Source organism: Candidatus Nucleicultrix amoebiphila FS5, assembly GCF_002117145.1.
GTDB lineage: Bacteria > Pseudomonadota > Alphaproteobacteria > Caedimonadales > Nucleicultricaceae > Nucleicultrix > Nucleicultrix amoebiphila.
This window is the reverse complement of the sequence record NZ_CP008743.1, coordinates 1,420,502-1,434,234: the sequence shown is the minus strand read 5'-3', so window position 1 is coordinate 1,434,234 and position 13,733 is coordinate 1,420,502. Positions and strand designations below refer to the sequence as shown.

The window sequence follows — 13,733 nt, the reverse complement described above, 5'->3', positions numbered from 1 at the left end:
TTATACGTTGGTCTTTTTAGTCGGTTTTTCCTGAGCGGGCGTCTTAAAAGACTCGCGCGCAATCTCGGCAATACCACCAATTGCACCGATAAGGCTTGTGGCTTCAAGGGGCAAAAAGACTGTCTTTTGATTGTTGGAAGTCGCAATATCTTTCAATGCTTCAACATATTTTTGCGCAACGAAATAATTGATGGCTTGTACATTTCCATGAGCGATAGCCTTAGAAACGCGTTCTGTTGCTATCCCTTCTGCATCAGCTAAACGTTCCCGGGCTTCAGCATGACGAAAAGCGGCTTCTTTTTCACCTTCGGCCTTCAAAACTAAGGCACGTTTTTCACCTTCTGCTCTTAAAATTTCAGCTTGTCGATGACCTTCAGCTTCAAGAATTGCCGCACGCTTTTCACGTTCAGCTTTCATCTGACGTGCCATGGCATCCACCAAATCCTTAGGAGGCGTAATGTCTTTAATTTCAACACGCGTCACTTTCAGTCCCCAAGGCGTTGTGGCATCATCCACAACATGAAGCAAAGATGCGTTAATCTTTTCACGATTTGAGAGCAGCTCATCCAAATCCATAGCTCCCATCACGGTTCTGATATTCGTCACCGTCAAGTTTGTCACTGCTAGCTCCAGATTCGTCACTTCATAAGCTGCTTTAGCAGCATCTAATACTTGAAAGAATATAACACCATCCACACGAACCATCGCATTGTCTCTAGTGATCACATCTTGAGAGGGAACGTTCAAAACGTTTTCACGCATGCTTATCTTAGATCCTACGCGATCAACAAACGGGATAATCAAATTCAAGCCAGGGCGCAGAGTTGCAATGTATCGCCCAAACCGCTCGATCGTCCATTCTTCTCCTTGAGGGACTGACTTTACAACTTTCATAATCAAGAAAAAGGCAAAAACTAAGACGACAAGCGCGAAGGTTGAAAAACCCCCTAAAGATTCTAATAACATCATATTCTCCTACGATTTGTGACTTATATACCACATTTTTTTACAAAAGGGAAATCGGGGAACTTTCTAAAAGATAAATAATTATTCTCGTAAGCCTGCAAGTTTGTTATTTTATAGATGTCCACAATAGTGATAGGCCCATGGCTCAAAAGAAACTTCCCCTCTGCGTTGATCTCGATGGCACTCTTATTCGCACAGATGTGGTGCAAGAATCGCTTGTTCTTCTTTTAAAAGAAAAGCCATGGGTATTATTTTTGCTGGTTTTTTGGCTTCTGAAAGGACGTGCTTATCTTAAAAAGCGACTCGCGGAGTTTGTGACTCTTAACATTCCCTCGTTACCCGTAAATCAAGAATTTTTCCACTATCTCAAACAGCAAAAAGCTCAACATCCCCTTTACCTAGTCACTGCTTCTGACATTAAACCCTCCACAATGATCGCTGCTCATTTTAAGATTTTTGATGACGTCATCGCCAGCGATGGCATCATCAACCTACGTTCGGAGAATAAAGCCAAAGCTCTTCAAGAACGCTTTGGTTCAAAGGGCTTTATTTATGCTGGCAACTCCCGTCATGATTTACCCGTGTGGGCAGCTGCAGCCGAAGCTCTCGCTGTTAATACTCCCCATGGGGTCCTCGAAAAGCTAAAAACGCTCAACATCAAAACCACTGTTTTTGATCCTCATAAAGATTTCTGGCGTCTTTTACTTAAAACTTTTCATTTTCGAGAATGGGCTTTTAACCTTCTTATTTTTGTCCCCTTTTTCTTGCAGGCGCACAGTCATGACTTAGGTCTTTTTCTCCTAGGATATTTAGCGTTGACTGCCCTAGTCACGGAATTAGATATTCTTAAAGATCTTTTAACGTTGGAAGAGAGTCGAAAGAACTCTATTCATCAACAAACGCCCCTTGCTAAAGGAGATTTACTGATTGCAACGGGCATCAGAACCTTTTTAGGCCTATTCCTGATCCATAGTTTCCTTCTGATCTCGTTGCCAGTTCTTTTCAGCTTTGTACAAGTACTTTATGGGCTTATTTTCACCCTTCACGCTCTTTATTTAAAACAAAATTTATGGAGCAAGTCCCTTGGGGTTATCCTTTTATGGGGCATAAGGCTCTGCGCTGGGTATGCCCTTCTCTCAGGCTTTCTCTTTGAATAATTGACATTAAAAGATTTTTCGCTTGAATCCTTAAGCGGAATTGGATAGTTATCCTGGAGTCTTCAGAAAAGCGCCCGTAGCTCAATTGGATAGAGCATCTGACTACGGATCAGAAGGTTAGGAGTTCGAATCTTCTCGGGCGCGCCACACTCCACAACCTTTACTTTACTTTTCTTTCCAAAAAATTCCGGAAGCAATACGGAAGTATTTGAAAAAATATCAGTGCGTTCTATAGAATAAAATTGACTTTTATCGCTGCTTTGTGATTCTCGCATAATGGAACCTTTTACGGAGTTCAGCGATCCCTGAATCCGTCACTTTGGTGCCGTTTAAAAAAACACTATCAAGACGTTTTAGCTCTTTTAAATGGACAATGCCTGCATCTGTGATGTCTGTGTTGGACAAGGACATGGATAAATAAGGGGAATCAATATTCTTCAGATGCACAAGCCCATTATCTGTGATTTTTGTGTTGGCCAAGTAAAGAAATTCAACACCTTTAATATCTTTTAGATAGGCAAGGGTAGCATCTGTAAATTTTTTCTCTACACTTCCATTCACTTGGATAGACTTAATGTGTGTTAGTTTGCTTACGAGTTTCATTGTCTCATCATCCACTCGATCGATATTGAGGGTCAACCCACGAAATGCTTCAAAGCTATAAACATTGTCTTTTGTGAGATCAGAGGCATATAGGATTTTGCTAGGTACTACTTTACGATTTAATTCATTTAGATAATTCGTGTGCTTTTCAATTTCTCCCTGCACATCCTTTGGAAGGGTCTCTAGAAGAGATTTTGGATTCGATGCAAAAGAGGAGTGTCCTGTCCCGAGCGCCATGCTTACAGCAAGCACTGAAAGCATTACGCTGTTTTTTGAGAGAAGATTTTTCATTTTAATTCACCCTGTTGATTCATGATGATTTGTTTTACAAAATAATGGATTATATTGCTCTATAGTATTAAATAATAAATTAAAAATATTAAGATAGTATTGATGTCTCTGTTGGGTGGTATTGGAGTCCTTCAAGCTTTGAGGAGGTGCAACAACACGTATTCCCCCATCTTGCCCCCATTTGAGCTAGAATAGAAGTAAGAAAGTTTATTCCTCTTATAAGCGCTCTTCTACAACAGGGAATTTGTAATGATGAATGAATTTCTGATTCCTTAAAGGTGTTGTTTGTTCAAAAGCGATTTTTAGATTTTCTTGGAGTTTTTCAACACTCTCTAAGACTGCCAAGAGGCTGTGATTATGCTCAGCCAAAGTTTGTTCACGAATACTTGGATCTTTTTCTATATCACTTCCAGAAAAACTAAGTGCTTGCTGTTTTTTTATCTGGTTAATGAGATGAGTAACCTTAGAGAGTTCTTGAGGCTCAGCAATAATCGCCATGGAAGAATCCGAGATTTTTTGAAGCAGGGGAGGCAGAAACCCTATGGCTTTTTGGGCTTGGACGAGGCTTTCATCTTCTCCTTTGAGAAGTGCTACGAGCTCAAGAGAGAGGGGCACATTGTCTTCCCCAAAAGTCAGATACTTCTGACCATTCACTGTGAACCTTCTGAGGAAGGTCCCTTGGGTATCCGTATTGGGAATGGCTTCTTGGTCATCTACTGTTTTAATCTTAGGCCAAGTCACGAGAAACCCTGGGTTTTCAAGAGCCTGTCAACTCTTAAAGATTCACAATTGCTGGAGATCTTTCTTATTTTGCTCATTGACGTAAGACGCTTCTTTGTAAAAAGAAGCGTCTTGGGATAGATTAAGACTAATCCTCTTTTTTTGTAAAAGTCACGTAGACATCATTAGTGCCCCAAGGATCTACTCCTTTTCTTATCGTCGTGCAGCACAACGGATCTTCTGGGTTAGATAAAACTCCTAACTCATTAACGGTATCAATTGAGAAGAACGTTTCAAGAGCTTTACGAGAGTCTGCATGTGAGTGTACATATTCACCAGCTGTAGCATAGCCAATAATAAGTTTACCTTTTGGTTTCAGAAGTTTTGCTAACCTTTCTGCTGCAGCTCCCTCATTCATTGCAATCATAAAAATGGTCACTATATCAAAACGACCGTTAAATTCTTCTCCAAGTTCTTTCACTGAACGCCTATATTGAAGAGATTCTTCATGCAAAGCCATATCAATGTTATGTATGTTAGCATAGGAACGTAAACATTCTTCAAAATTATCTTCAATTTTAGCATGATGGGCATATTCTGGCAGGACATGACCGCTTTCCACAGAAAACTTTATTTCCTCGAAGATGGGTTCAACTACCTCAACGATTGCTCCCCTACGCATCATTTCATAGGCATTGCCACCACCACCAGAACCTACATCCAAAATCCTTAGTCCTGCAAGGTCTTTGTCCTCACTACTTTGCCTTGGAAGGGCATGGCTCATACTAATCTTAGCTCGAGATAGATACTCTTCTTCCTTTGTTGTTAAATCAGAAGCCAAAAGATTTGAAAAAATAGTTAAAGAAAAAAAGTAGGCGGTCAGCAATAATTTTGATAAAGAAATCATAGGAATCACTTTCTAAAAATACTCAAAAAGTCTGAGTTCAAATTAAAAAAAGAATTAACACAAGTAATTAGTTATAAAAACAATATGACATTAAGTCAATAATAATTATATGAAAGATATATACTATTGTTACAATAGTACTGTCGTATTAAATCACTCTGCGCAGGATATTCACCCTTTGTTTTTGTCGATTTGCAATATACCTGTGAACTCCGCCCCCACAACCAAGTATTTCAAGCTTTTTCAAAAAACCTACACCCTCTAAAAATCCTTTGGGGAGACAGTCGACTTTGAAACGCAATCAGGAAGTTATAAATCTAATTGTTACGGTGACAATAAGAGACGAGAGGCATTATCAAAACTCAAGAGTAGGTGTTGTGATTGCTACCTTTGGCAATGCCTGTGATGTATGCAGTGAATTATTAAATTCACTGCATAGTGTTACAAGGTGTACTTATTTCTTAGATGCTCCGGGCATATCGTCATCTTCTTTTGAAGAAGAAGGAATAATTGCTATCGTTTCTCCCTTAGACTCTCCAGGATGATCATCTTCAATGTTAGGAAGAGTTTCTATTTCTTCCTTGCTTTCTCTTGGATAGAACTCATCGACAGATGTGACAATCCACCCTTGAAGCTTGGGGGTTAAAAAAGTCATTGTTTGAAAAGAGTTCACTGAAAAATCAGGCAAATGAAATATCTTTTGAGCAATGCTTCTAAAGGGCTTTTGTAAAAAGGCAGGAAGCAACAATTCGGTCTGGTTAAGAAGCTTGCTTATTCCTGAACTTTCTATACTCCTATAAATAGGAGCATCCCCTGGATTCTGAAAATCCACTAAATCTTTAGCTCCTGAAGCAATAACGCCAAATATCTTGTCATCTTGAACAATGGGACCGCCGCTCCCTCCAGATGATATTCCGCCTTCTAGAGGACTGGGCGTTTTCCTTTCATAAACTTTATTAAGCGTTTTACAACCCTGAGTTTTAGAAAAAGAAAATGAATCCTCATTCAATTTTGTTTTAAGAATAACAGCCCTGGGGTCTTTCAAGGCAGAATAATACTTTAAGAAATAATGACGCTCGCTTTTATCTTGAGGTAAATAATGACCACGACCACTTGCATTGTAAACACCACGTTTTCCAAAGCCTATCGCGGTTACAAAAGCATCTTCTGTGAATTCTTCACTTTTGCCAATCTTCATAGGTTTAATGTGAGCTGGGTAAGCATTCACTGTGAAAATAGCTATATCAACGTAACTTTTGGATATTACTTCGGCATCAAGGTAACGCTCATGAATTTTTAAAGCGCTAATTTTTGTCTTGGTTCCATCACTGAAACGAACTTTGCCTTTTCCTTGTGTTTTTTCATCAAGAACGTGACCAGCCGTTAAAATAAATTTTTTACCGTCATCTGTTTCGCAGAGCGTGCCGGTTCCTGCAAAGATTCCTGTAGAACCTTTCATAAAGATTTGACACACTGCTGGATATTTGCGCGCTTCCTTTATGTATTTTTCTTCATCAATGCCTTCAAACATAAGAGAAGCATTTAATGTACTTGAAAGAAGAGTAAGGATTATAGAAAAGAGCGAGGATAATTTCATAAGAGAACCTTTTGGGATAAATAATTTTGGGAGAAATATTTTAGATATTAAAGCATTTTTCTTATCCATTTATTGATTATTTGTCAATAATATTTTTAAAGTTATGCGAAAAGAAAGGGTTGATTGTCTAGCGCACCTGAATAACCTATTAAAAGACACCCTTCGAAATCGTTAACTCACAAATCGATGGAGAACGTTGGTCAGTTGCCCCACATCATCCGACTCTCCTAAGATGAGATCAAACTGATCTTTCTTCAGGATGTCTTTCGAAAAGCCTTGAATATCAAGATGATCTACTTTGGCGAGAGTAAGGTGAGGTGTGTACAGATCACCCGTATCGTTCAAAGGTTTGAGGTGATGATCGTACAAAAGCTGAGCAACAAAAAGATGAAGACGCATCAGATCAGAACTTCGTGCGACAGAAAGAGAAGCTCCCCATAACGGGGAATCGGGACTTTTACTAGAAAATCTAAGCCCTGTCAGCTGGATCGAAGGACTCTTCTCGGCTTTTTCAAGCCCCTTGATGAGCAAAGGAAGGGACGATTGCTCTGCCATAAATTGGCAGAGAGTGATATGCGGAAGGCTGTTGGGGCCAAGAATATAAGTCTGCGCATTTTGGGCAAAATGCTTCTGAGCAGCATGTACATAAACTTCTGGGTGTCCTGTTGAAAGAAGGGCAATGTTGTATCGATAGCGCATGAACTGCCTCGTTTTTTATAGGATTTATAAGCAGCGAACTTAAGTGTGTCAATGCTAGAGGATATTCGCCTTATTCTGCAAAAGCTCTTTCTCAAATCCGTGGTAGAGGGCAAAAAAATTATTGCGATAACACGCACATTAGTATAAACAGGACAACGCTGAGTTTTGGAGGTATTCTCCAAAGCTTTATGCTCCTTGCCGATATTAATCGGATTTGTTGAGCAGATTCTCAACCCAATAGCCATAAGGAGTACATATGGTTTTTTATGAATGTATATTTATTGTGCGCCAAGATATGTCGCCGGCGCAAGTCGAGTCTCTTACAGAGAAATTCGTCACTACGATCAAAGAACACAAAGGTAAAGTTGAACGCCAAGAGTTTTGTGGTTTGCGCACTTTAGCCTATCCTGTTCGTAAAAATCGCAAAGGACATTATGTTCTTCTTGATGTTGCTGCTGAACCAGTGGTGATGAAGGAAATTGAACGTCAAATGCGTTTAAACGAAGATATTCTCCGCTATTTAACTGTGCGCGTTGATGAACATGAAACAGGTCCATCAGCGTTGATGCGTGCTTCAAGATCAAAAGATGGTCCTCGTCGTGAATTCTTTGATGAGGAAGAAGGCGGACTCGCCTTAGAAGAAAGCCCTGCATCTGAACTTGAATCTGAAGAAGGAGCAGTCTAATGACCGAGAGAAAGCCTTATAGAAAATCATCTTCAACTGGTGGTAGAGATGGTGACAGCAGAAACAGTGCTGGTGGATCTTCAAGACGTCCTTTCTTTAGACGTCGGAAATCTTGCCCATTTTCAGAGCCAGGCGCCCCAAAGATTGATTATAAAGACATTAAGCTTTTAGAGCGTTATTTATCTGAGCGTGGACGTATTATTCCTCGTCGTATCACTGCAGTTTCAGCTAAACATCAACGTGCCCTTGCTCTTGCTATTAAGCGCGCACGTTATTTAGCATTGCTGCCTTATGTTGCTCGGTAAAGCGTGTCTGATCTAAAACAAAGACCTTTTTATTACGATGAAAGAGTCTTAAGTGTTGCAGGAGGGCTTTTATGTGCCCTCCTTTTTCATGCGCCCTATCTGCTTGTCCACAAAACCTATCAAAACGGGACCGCAGGTTTTTTAGTTATCTTTCAATTGATTTTTGTTTTTTTAGGTCTCTTCACAACACTCCCTCTTCTGCTATCAGGGTTGAGCAACGGTTTGAAATCGCTTCTGATTGGAAGCGGTGTGGCCCTAGGCATCATTTTTCTGTTCAATCCAAGCCTCTTAGGTCTCAATTTCCTTTTGTATTATATTGGTCCTGTTTTTATTCTTGTGCAACGGGGGCTATTAAGTCGAAACGTCAATAAGGATCAACTAGAATGGTACCCGAGCGGTTTGTTGCTCGCTAACCTCATTGCCTATGGGATTGGCCTCATTATTTTACAAAGCTATCTCACAGATTGGACCCATGAAACAGCTCAGCTTCAACTTCAATTTACTGAGCAAGCTAAAAAACTCCCTTCAGATCAACAGCTCTACTACAACCAGATGAGCTCAATGATGTTGTCTTTTTTCCCTGGGATTATGGCTGTATCAATTACGGGCTTACAAATCCTCCTAGCGCTCTTTGCTCAAAAAATATTGGAGCACAAGAATTTAAATCTAAGGCCTATGCCTCGTTTTATCGATATTAGCTTGCCCTGGTGGTTGTGGATTGCCCTTGCGTTTTGTGGAATTGGCGTCGTAGCCTTTTATGAATCCACAATTGGCCTGATTGCGAAGAATGTTATTCTCTTGCTGATTTTTGCTTTTTTCCTTGAAGGACTTAGCATTATTCATGCGTTTTCACGAAAAATCAAAAATGGTAATTTTAAGCTTAGAATTTTCTATTTGTTTGTGATAGTGTTCGGCTGGTTAATTATTATAGTCGCATTATTAGCGATTTTTGAACCCTGGCTGCAGTTGCGGCAAAGATTTTCTAAACTTAAAGGTTAAGTACTATGGAAGTTATTCTTTTACAACGTGTTGAAAAACTTGGGCAAATGGGCGATGTTGTTAATGTAAAGCCTGGATTTGCTAGGAATTTTTTAATTCCTCAAAAAATCGCTATTCGAGCAACCAAAGAAAAGCTTGAAGAGTTTGAAAAACGCCGTGCTCAACTTGAAGCACAGAATTTAAAATTCAAGAAAGAAGCAGAAGCAATTGCTGCTAAAATGACAGGTCTTTCAGTAGTCGTTATTCGTCAAGCCGGTGAAAATGGCCAGCTTTATGGTTCTGTTCGTCCTGCAGATATTTCTGACGTGATTACAGCCGCTGGTTTTACTGTAAAAGCAACGCAAATTCGTTTGGAAGTCCCTATTAAAGCCTTGGGTATCTATGTTGTAAAAGTTGCGCTCCATCCAGAAGTTATGGCTGATGTGAATGTTAACGTCGCCATGTCTGAGCATGAAGCTTCACAACAAGAGCTAAATCAAGAGATTGAAGCTCCTCAAAATTAATAACAACTAGAGCCTTTTCTTAGAGGTCTTTTTGTGTAGAATGTCAGGGCGAAAGAGTAATCTTTCGCCCTTCTTATTTTAATTATAACCTTGAAGAGTATGAGCGTTGTCATCATCAACTGCCCTAAAGATTGCCAATAATACTGCCGACAATTTGCCCGTGCGGCCCTTGCCCCATAACTATGAGGCAGAACAAGCTCTTCTAGCGGCACTCCTCTATGATAATGGGGCTTATGAAAAGATTTCTGAATTTTTGATTGCTGATCATTTTTCCCATCCTATTCATGGTAAAATTTATAGTGCGGTTACCCGTTTGATTGAAAAGGGACAAATTGCAGATCCCATTACTCTTAAAGATTTTTTTGAGCAGGATAAAAATTTAGAAGAAATTGGGGGTGTTCAGTATTTAGCTGAACTCGTTGGGGCTTTCATCTCTGTTATTAACGTTGAAGAATATGGACGCTTGATCCGTGATTATTCTTTACGTAGACAACTGATTCATCTCGGTCAAGATGTTGCAAGTCGCGCTTATACACCATCCCTAGAAATTTCAGCCTTAGAACAAATAGAGTTTGCAGAACAAAGGCTTTACGAATTATCCAGTCATGGCGTTAGCGAAAAGAACTTCACACCTTTTTCACAAGCTCTCACACTTTCTTTAAAATCCGCCGAAAAAGCCTATAAAACCGATGGTCATATTGTGGGCGTCACAACAGGATTAAGGGATCTTGATCGATGGTTAGGTGGGTTACATCCTTCGGATTTAATTATTCTTGCAGGCAGGCCCTCTATGGGAAAAACTGCATTAGCCACAAACATCGCCTTTAATGCTGCACGCTCACAAGCGAAGGAAAAATCTGGAGCTGTTGTCGCATTCTTCTCACTCGAAATGTCTTCTGAACAATTGGCAACACGTATTTTGGCTCAAGAATCTGGCGTTTTTTCTGATAAAATCAGGCGTGGCGATCTGAGGGAAAATGACTTTCCTAAGTTTGTTGAAGTTAGTCGTGAACTTGCGAGCCTACCTTTGTATATCGATGATACACCCGCTTTATCTGTTTCTGCCTTAAGAACACGTGCAAGAAGACTACAAAGAAAACATGGTCTAGGCATGATTGTAGTCGATTATTTGCAGCTCCTCCAAGCTCCTCATGAAAATGGTCGTCGTAGTGATAATCGCGTTAATGAGATTTCAGAAATTTCACGTATGCTCAAGGCCATTGCCAAAGAACTCAATGTGCCGGTTTTAGCGTTATCTCAGCTATCGCGTGCTGTTGAGCAAAGAGATGATAAGCGCCCTCAATTGGCCGATCTACGTGAATCAGGCTCTATTGAACAAGATGCCGATGTTGTCATGTTTATTTTTCGTGAAGAGTATTATGAAGCACGGCGTGAACCACAACGAGAAACCGATAAGCATCGCCAATGGCAAGAACGTATTGCGCAATTATACAACATGGCCGAAGTGATTATTGCTAAGCAACGTCATGGTCCTGTTGGCACAATCAAATTGTATTATGATGGTCCTCTCACTAAATTTGGAAACCTTGCTGATGACACACGTCTCCCTCAAAACTTCTGATGCTTTGCACCCTCAATCATTTGAGGTTCCAGCATCCCTCCCACTCCATGCCACAGCTTATCTGGAGCTTGATTTAGAAGCTGTACGACAAAATTATAAAACTATTCAATCAGTTCTAAAAAAAGGTTGTCGCTTGTCAGCTGTCGTGAAAGCAAACGCTTATGGTATGGGAGCAATTCCCACAAGCAAAGCTCTATATCAAGCTGGCTGTCGAGATTTCTTTGTCATCAACGTCGATGAAGCCTTGGATATAAAACCTTTTCTTCAAGATGCAAACATCTATATTTTAAATGGGGTACAGCAAGGCGCCGCATCAATTTTGTTGCGAGAAAAATTTATCCCGGTTTTGCTATCCTTAGAACAAATTGCTTTGTGGCAAGCTGAAGCACGACGTTTGGATCAGAATCTTCCTGCTATTCTCCATTTGGATACGGGGCTTTCCAGAGAAGGGCTAAGCTATGAAGAAGTTACCCAATTACACAACAACTTAGCATTATTGGATGGTCTTGATATTAAATACTACATAAGTCATCTCGCCAATGCAGATGAACCCAACAATTCTGAAAACATTGGACAACTGAATCGCTTTCAAGAATTATGCAGCAAGCTTCCACCAGCTCCAAAATCTTTTGCAAATTCCCATGGGATTATGCGGGGACAAAACTATCATTTTGATATGGCACGCCCAGGAATGGCAATTTTTGGTTATTGCGACTCTTTCAAGGAACCTAATCAATTAATGCCAGCCATTCGAATTGCTGCGCGCATCATTAGAAGACGTCCTTTAAGTTTAGGGCAACCTGTTGGTTATAATGCCCTTTTCAAAGCTCAAAAACCTATGCTCACTGCTACTCTCAATATAGGGTATGCCGATGGATTTTTAAGATGTTTAACAAACGTTGGTAAGATTAATATTCAAGGGTATCCAGCACGAATCATTGGAAAAATATCAATGGATTATACAGTTTTGGATGTCACAGACATACCAAATGATTTGACAGAACCCGGAACTTGGGTTGAAATTGTCCATGATGCCGACGCGTTTGAAGAGCTTTGCACACTTGGAGGCACCTGCACATACGAAATAGTGGCAAGACTGGGCCCAAGATTTCAAAGAGTTTATAAAAATGAAAATTAAACCATGACTTTTGCTTTACAATCTATTGGACATCTTTTTTTTATTTTTATAGCGACCACGGGTAGGCTCGCTCTTTTTATATTTAACGTATTACTCGTTTCGTTTAAGCCCCCCTATTACCCTCGACAAATAGTCCGTCAATTAATTGAAATGGGGTATAATTCTTTACCTGTTGTGGGACTGACCGCGACGTTTACAGGCATGGTTTTAGCCTTACAGAGTTTTACAGGATTCACGCGCTTTCAGGCAGAAGGAGCGGTTGCTACAGTCGTTGTGCTTTCCATTACGCGTGAATTATCACCTGTTTTAGCTGGCCTTATGGTTGCAGGTCGTGTAGGAGCTGCCATGGCGGCAGAGATTGGTACTATGCGCGTCACAGAACAGATTGACGCCTTAACGACTCTTTCCACCAACCCTCTCAAGTATTTGGTTTTCCCGCGAATTTTGGCAGGACTTATTACCCTCCCCATTCTTGTGCTTATTGGTGACATTATAGGTGTCCTTGGGGGATATTTGGTTTCCATTTATAAATTGGGCTTTAACCCCATTCCGTATCTTCAGCAAACTTTTGAATATTTAGAGAATATCGATGTGGTTTCTGGTCTTGTAAAAGCCGGTGTTTTTGGTGTTTGTATTAGCACGATGGGATGCTATCAAGGATATTATTCAAAAGGGGGCGCTCAAGGCGTAGGAGCTGCAACGACAAGTGCCGTTGTTTCCTCTTCTATTTTGATTCTTTTGTTGAATTATCTTCTCACTGCAATTTTCTTTAGTTGATCATGATGGCTGGTAAAATAAAACGTCTCACACCCAAAATAGCTCTTAAAAATCTTGATAAAAGTTTTGGGGAAAAGAAAGTGTTGCAAAACATTTCTTTAGAAGTTTTCGAAGGTGAATCTCTTGTGGTTATCGGAGGTTCAGGCACAGGTAAATCAGTCATGCTCAAGTGCATTTTGGGGCTCCTTACTCCCACGGCCGGTAGCATTAAAATTGACGGTGTAGAACTTTTTGGCGCTAAAATACAAGTTCTTGATCAAGTACGCCGTAAGATAAGTATGCTTTTCCAAGGTTCTGCTCTTTTTGATAGCCTTCCCGTTTGGGAAAATATTGCATTTCGTCTGCTCCAAGAAAAACGCTTAAACCGTTCAGAAGCTAAAGATTTGGCTGTATCTTGCCTTAGTGATGTTGGGCTCAAAGCTGATGTCGCGATGCTTTATCCAGCAGAACTTTCTGGAGGAATGCAACGTCGTGTTGCTCTTGCAAGAGCTGTCGCCAGTAAGCCGGAAATTATTTTTTTTGATGAACCAACAACAGGTCTTGACCCCATTATGAGTGGCGTTATCAATGATTTGATTATTAAAAACGTCAAAGAGTTGGGAGCTACGGCTATAACCATTACTCATGACATGGCGAGTGCACGAAAAATAGCTGACCGCATTGCACTCATTCATCAAGGCGCCATTGTATGGCAGGGGCCAGCCAAGGATATTGATCGTTCTAAAAACCCCTACGTTGATCAGTTTATCCACGGATCGACGAAAGGCCCCATCACTGTCGACGTCAATGTGCGAGCTTAAGCTC

General features: G+C 40.4%; 15 protein-coding genes and 1 tRNA gene. 10 read left to right on the top strand and 6 right to left on the bottom strand.

Translation table 11 applies throughout. From position 1 onward, the window contains the following. Complete coding sequence (locus GQ61_RS07110) at window positions 1–969, bottom strand: SPFH domain-containing protein (protein ID WP_232317309.1); 969 nt, start codon at window positions 967–969, stop codon at window positions 1–3. Between the two features lie 137 nt (window positions 970–1,106). Here GQ61_RS07110 and GQ61_RS07105 point away from each other — a divergent pair, with 137 nt between their 5' ends. Then, a complete protein-coding gene (locus GQ61_RS07105) occupies window positions 1,107–2,123 on the top strand; it encodes a hypothetical protein (protein WP_085784661.1) in 1,017 nt (338 codons plus the stop codon). Window positions 2,124–2,193: 70 nt separating this feature from the next. Next, window positions 2,194–2,270: transfer RNA gene (locus tag GQ61_RS07100), tRNA-Arg, on the top strand. Window positions 2,271–2,372: 102 nt separating this feature from the next. Here the strand turns inward: GQ61_RS07100 and GQ61_RS07095 are convergent. The 5 genes from GQ61_RS07095 to GQ61_RS07075 form a co-directional block, all read right to left on the bottom strand. Further along, window positions 2,373–3,017, bottom strand: coding sequence for a leucine-rich repeat domain-containing protein (locus GQ61_RS07095; protein WP_085784660.1), 645 nt, complete (start codon window positions 3,015–3,017; stop codon window positions 2,373–2,375). 216 nt (window positions 3,018–3,233) lie between these two features. Continuing rightward, the gene (locus GQ61_RS07090; RefSeq protein ID WP_085784659.1) at window positions 3,234–3,758 is read right to left on the bottom strand and encodes a hypothetical protein; all 525 of its coding nucleotides are present in this window, start codon (window positions 3,756–3,758) and stop codon (window positions 3,234–3,236) included. Between the two features lie 127 nt (window positions 3,759–3,885). Next, complete coding sequence (locus tag GQ61_RS07085; protein WP_085784658.1) at window positions 3,886–4,644, bottom strand: class I SAM-dependent methyltransferase; 759 nt, start codon at window positions 4,642–4,644, stop codon at window positions 3,886–3,888. A 454-nt stretch (window positions 4,645–5,098) separates the two neighbouring features. Next, the gene (locus GQ61_RS07080) at window positions 5,099–6,241 is read right to left on the bottom strand and encodes a trypsin-like peptidase domain-containing protein (protein ID WP_198157307.1); all 1,143 of its coding nucleotides are present in this window, start codon (window positions 6,239–6,241) and stop codon (window positions 5,099–5,101) included. Window positions 6,242–6,412: 171 nt separating this feature from the next. Beyond that, on the bottom strand, window positions 6,413–6,940 hold the full coding sequence (locus GQ61_RS07075) for a 2'-5' RNA ligase family protein (RefSeq protein WP_085784656.1): 528 nt from the start codon (window positions 6,938–6,940) through the stop codon (window positions 6,413–6,415). 256 nt (window positions 6,941–7,196) lie between these two features. On the opposite strand from GQ61_RS07075, the gene rpsF reads away from it, so the two are divergent. The 8 genes from rpsF (at window position 7,197) to GQ61_RS07035 (ending at window position 13,729) form a co-directional block, all read left to right on the top strand. After that, window positions 7,197–7,625, top strand: a complete 429-nt coding sequence (gene rpsF, locus GQ61_RS07070; protein ID WP_085784655.1) for a 30S ribosomal protein S6 — start codon at window positions 7,197–7,199, stop codon at window positions 7,623–7,625. Continuing rightward, window positions 7,625–7,930, top strand: a complete 306-nt coding sequence (rpsR, locus tag GQ61_RS07065) for a 30S ribosomal protein S18 (protein WP_085784654.1) — start codon at window positions 7,625–7,627, stop codon at window positions 7,928–7,930. Before rpsF ends, rpsR begins: the two co-directional genes overlap by 1 nt. A gap of 3 nt (window positions 7,931–7,933) precedes the next feature. After that, on the top strand, window positions 7,934–8,929 hold the full coding sequence (locus GQ61_RS07060; RefSeq protein ID WP_085784653.1) for a DUF2232 domain-containing protein: 996 nt from the start codon (window positions 7,934–7,936) through the stop codon (window positions 8,927–8,929). 5 nt (window positions 8,930–8,934) lie between these two features. After that, window positions 8,935–9,432 carry a 50S ribosomal protein L9 gene (gene rplI / locus GQ61_RS07055; RefSeq protein ID WP_085784652.1) on the top strand — a complete coding sequence of 166 codons (498 nt, stop codon included), beginning with the start codon at window positions 8,935–8,937 and terminating at the stop codon, window positions 9,430–9,432. A gap of 106 nt (window positions 9,433–9,538) precedes the next feature. Continuing rightward, the gene (locus tag GQ61_RS07050) at window positions 9,539–11,014 is read left to right on the top strand and encodes a replicative DNA helicase (RefSeq protein ID WP_085784651.1); all 1,476 of its coding nucleotides are present in this window, start codon (window positions 9,539–9,541) and stop codon (window positions 11,012–11,014) included. Beyond that, a complete protein-coding gene (gene alr / locus GQ61_RS07045; protein ID WP_198157306.1) occupies window positions 10,986–12,152 on the top strand; it encodes an alanine racemase in 1,167 nt (388 codons plus the stop codon). Before GQ61_RS07050 ends, alr begins: the two co-directional genes overlap by 29 nt. Before the next feature lie 3 nt (window positions 12,153–12,155). Continuing rightward, window positions 12,156–12,929: an MlaE family ABC transporter permease gene (locus GQ61_RS07040; protein WP_085784649.1), complete on the top strand. Its 774-nt coding sequence runs from the start codon at window positions 12,156–12,158 to the stop codon at window positions 12,927–12,929. A gap of 5 nt (window positions 12,930–12,934) precedes the next feature. Further along, window positions 12,935–13,729 carry an ABC transporter ATP-binding protein gene (locus tag GQ61_RS07035; RefSeq protein WP_085785082.1) on the top strand — a complete coding sequence of 265 codons (795 nt, stop codon included), beginning with the start codon at window positions 12,935–12,937 and terminating at the stop codon, window positions 13,727–13,729. Window positions 13,730–13,733 lie beyond the last annotated feature (4 nt).

Coding starts and splice junctions, on each gene's coding strand:
- rplI (WP_085784652.1), top strand. CDS start 8,935: ATGGAAGTTATTCTTTTACAACGTGTTGAAAAACTTGGGCAAATGGGC.
- alr (WP_198157306.1), top strand. CDS start 10,986: ATGACACACGTCTCCCTCAAAACTTCTGATGCTTTGCACCCTCAATCA.
- GQ61_RS07105 (WP_085784661.1), top strand. CDS start 1,107: ATGGCTCAAAAGAAACTTCCCCTCTGCGTTGATCTCGATGGCACTCTT.
- GQ61_RS07035 (WP_085785082.1), top strand. CDS start 12,935: ATGGCTGGTAAAATAAAACGTCTCACACCCAAAATAGCTCTTAAAAAT.
- GQ61_RS07080 (WP_198157307.1), bottom strand. CDS start 6,241: ATGAAATTATCCTCGCTCTTTTCTATAATCCTTACTCTTCTTTCAAGT.
- rpsF (WP_085784655.1), top strand. CDS start 7,197: ATGGTTTTTTATGAATGTATATTTATTGTGCGCCAAGATATGTCGCCG.
- GQ61_RS07110 (WP_232317309.1), bottom strand. CDS start 969: ATGATGTTATTAGAATCTTTAGGGGGTTTTTCAACCTTCGCGCTTGTC.
- rpsR (WP_085784654.1), top strand. CDS start 7,625: ATGACCGAGAGAAAGCCTTATAGAAAATCATCTTCAACTGGTGGTAGA.
- GQ61_RS07075 (WP_085784656.1), bottom strand. CDS start 6,940: ATGCGCTATCGATACAACATTGCCCTTCTTTCAACAGGACACCCAGAA.
- GQ61_RS07095 (WP_085784660.1), bottom strand. CDS start 3,017: ATGAAAAATCTTCTCTCAAAAAACAGCGTAATGCTTTCAGTGCTTGCT.
- GQ61_RS07085 (WP_085784658.1), bottom strand. CDS start 4,644: ATGATTTCTTTATCAAAATTATTGCTGACCGCCTACTTTTTTTCTTTA.
- GQ61_RS07040 (WP_085784649.1), top strand. CDS start 12,156: ATGACTTTTGCTTTACAATCTATTGGACATCTTTTTTTTATTTTTATA.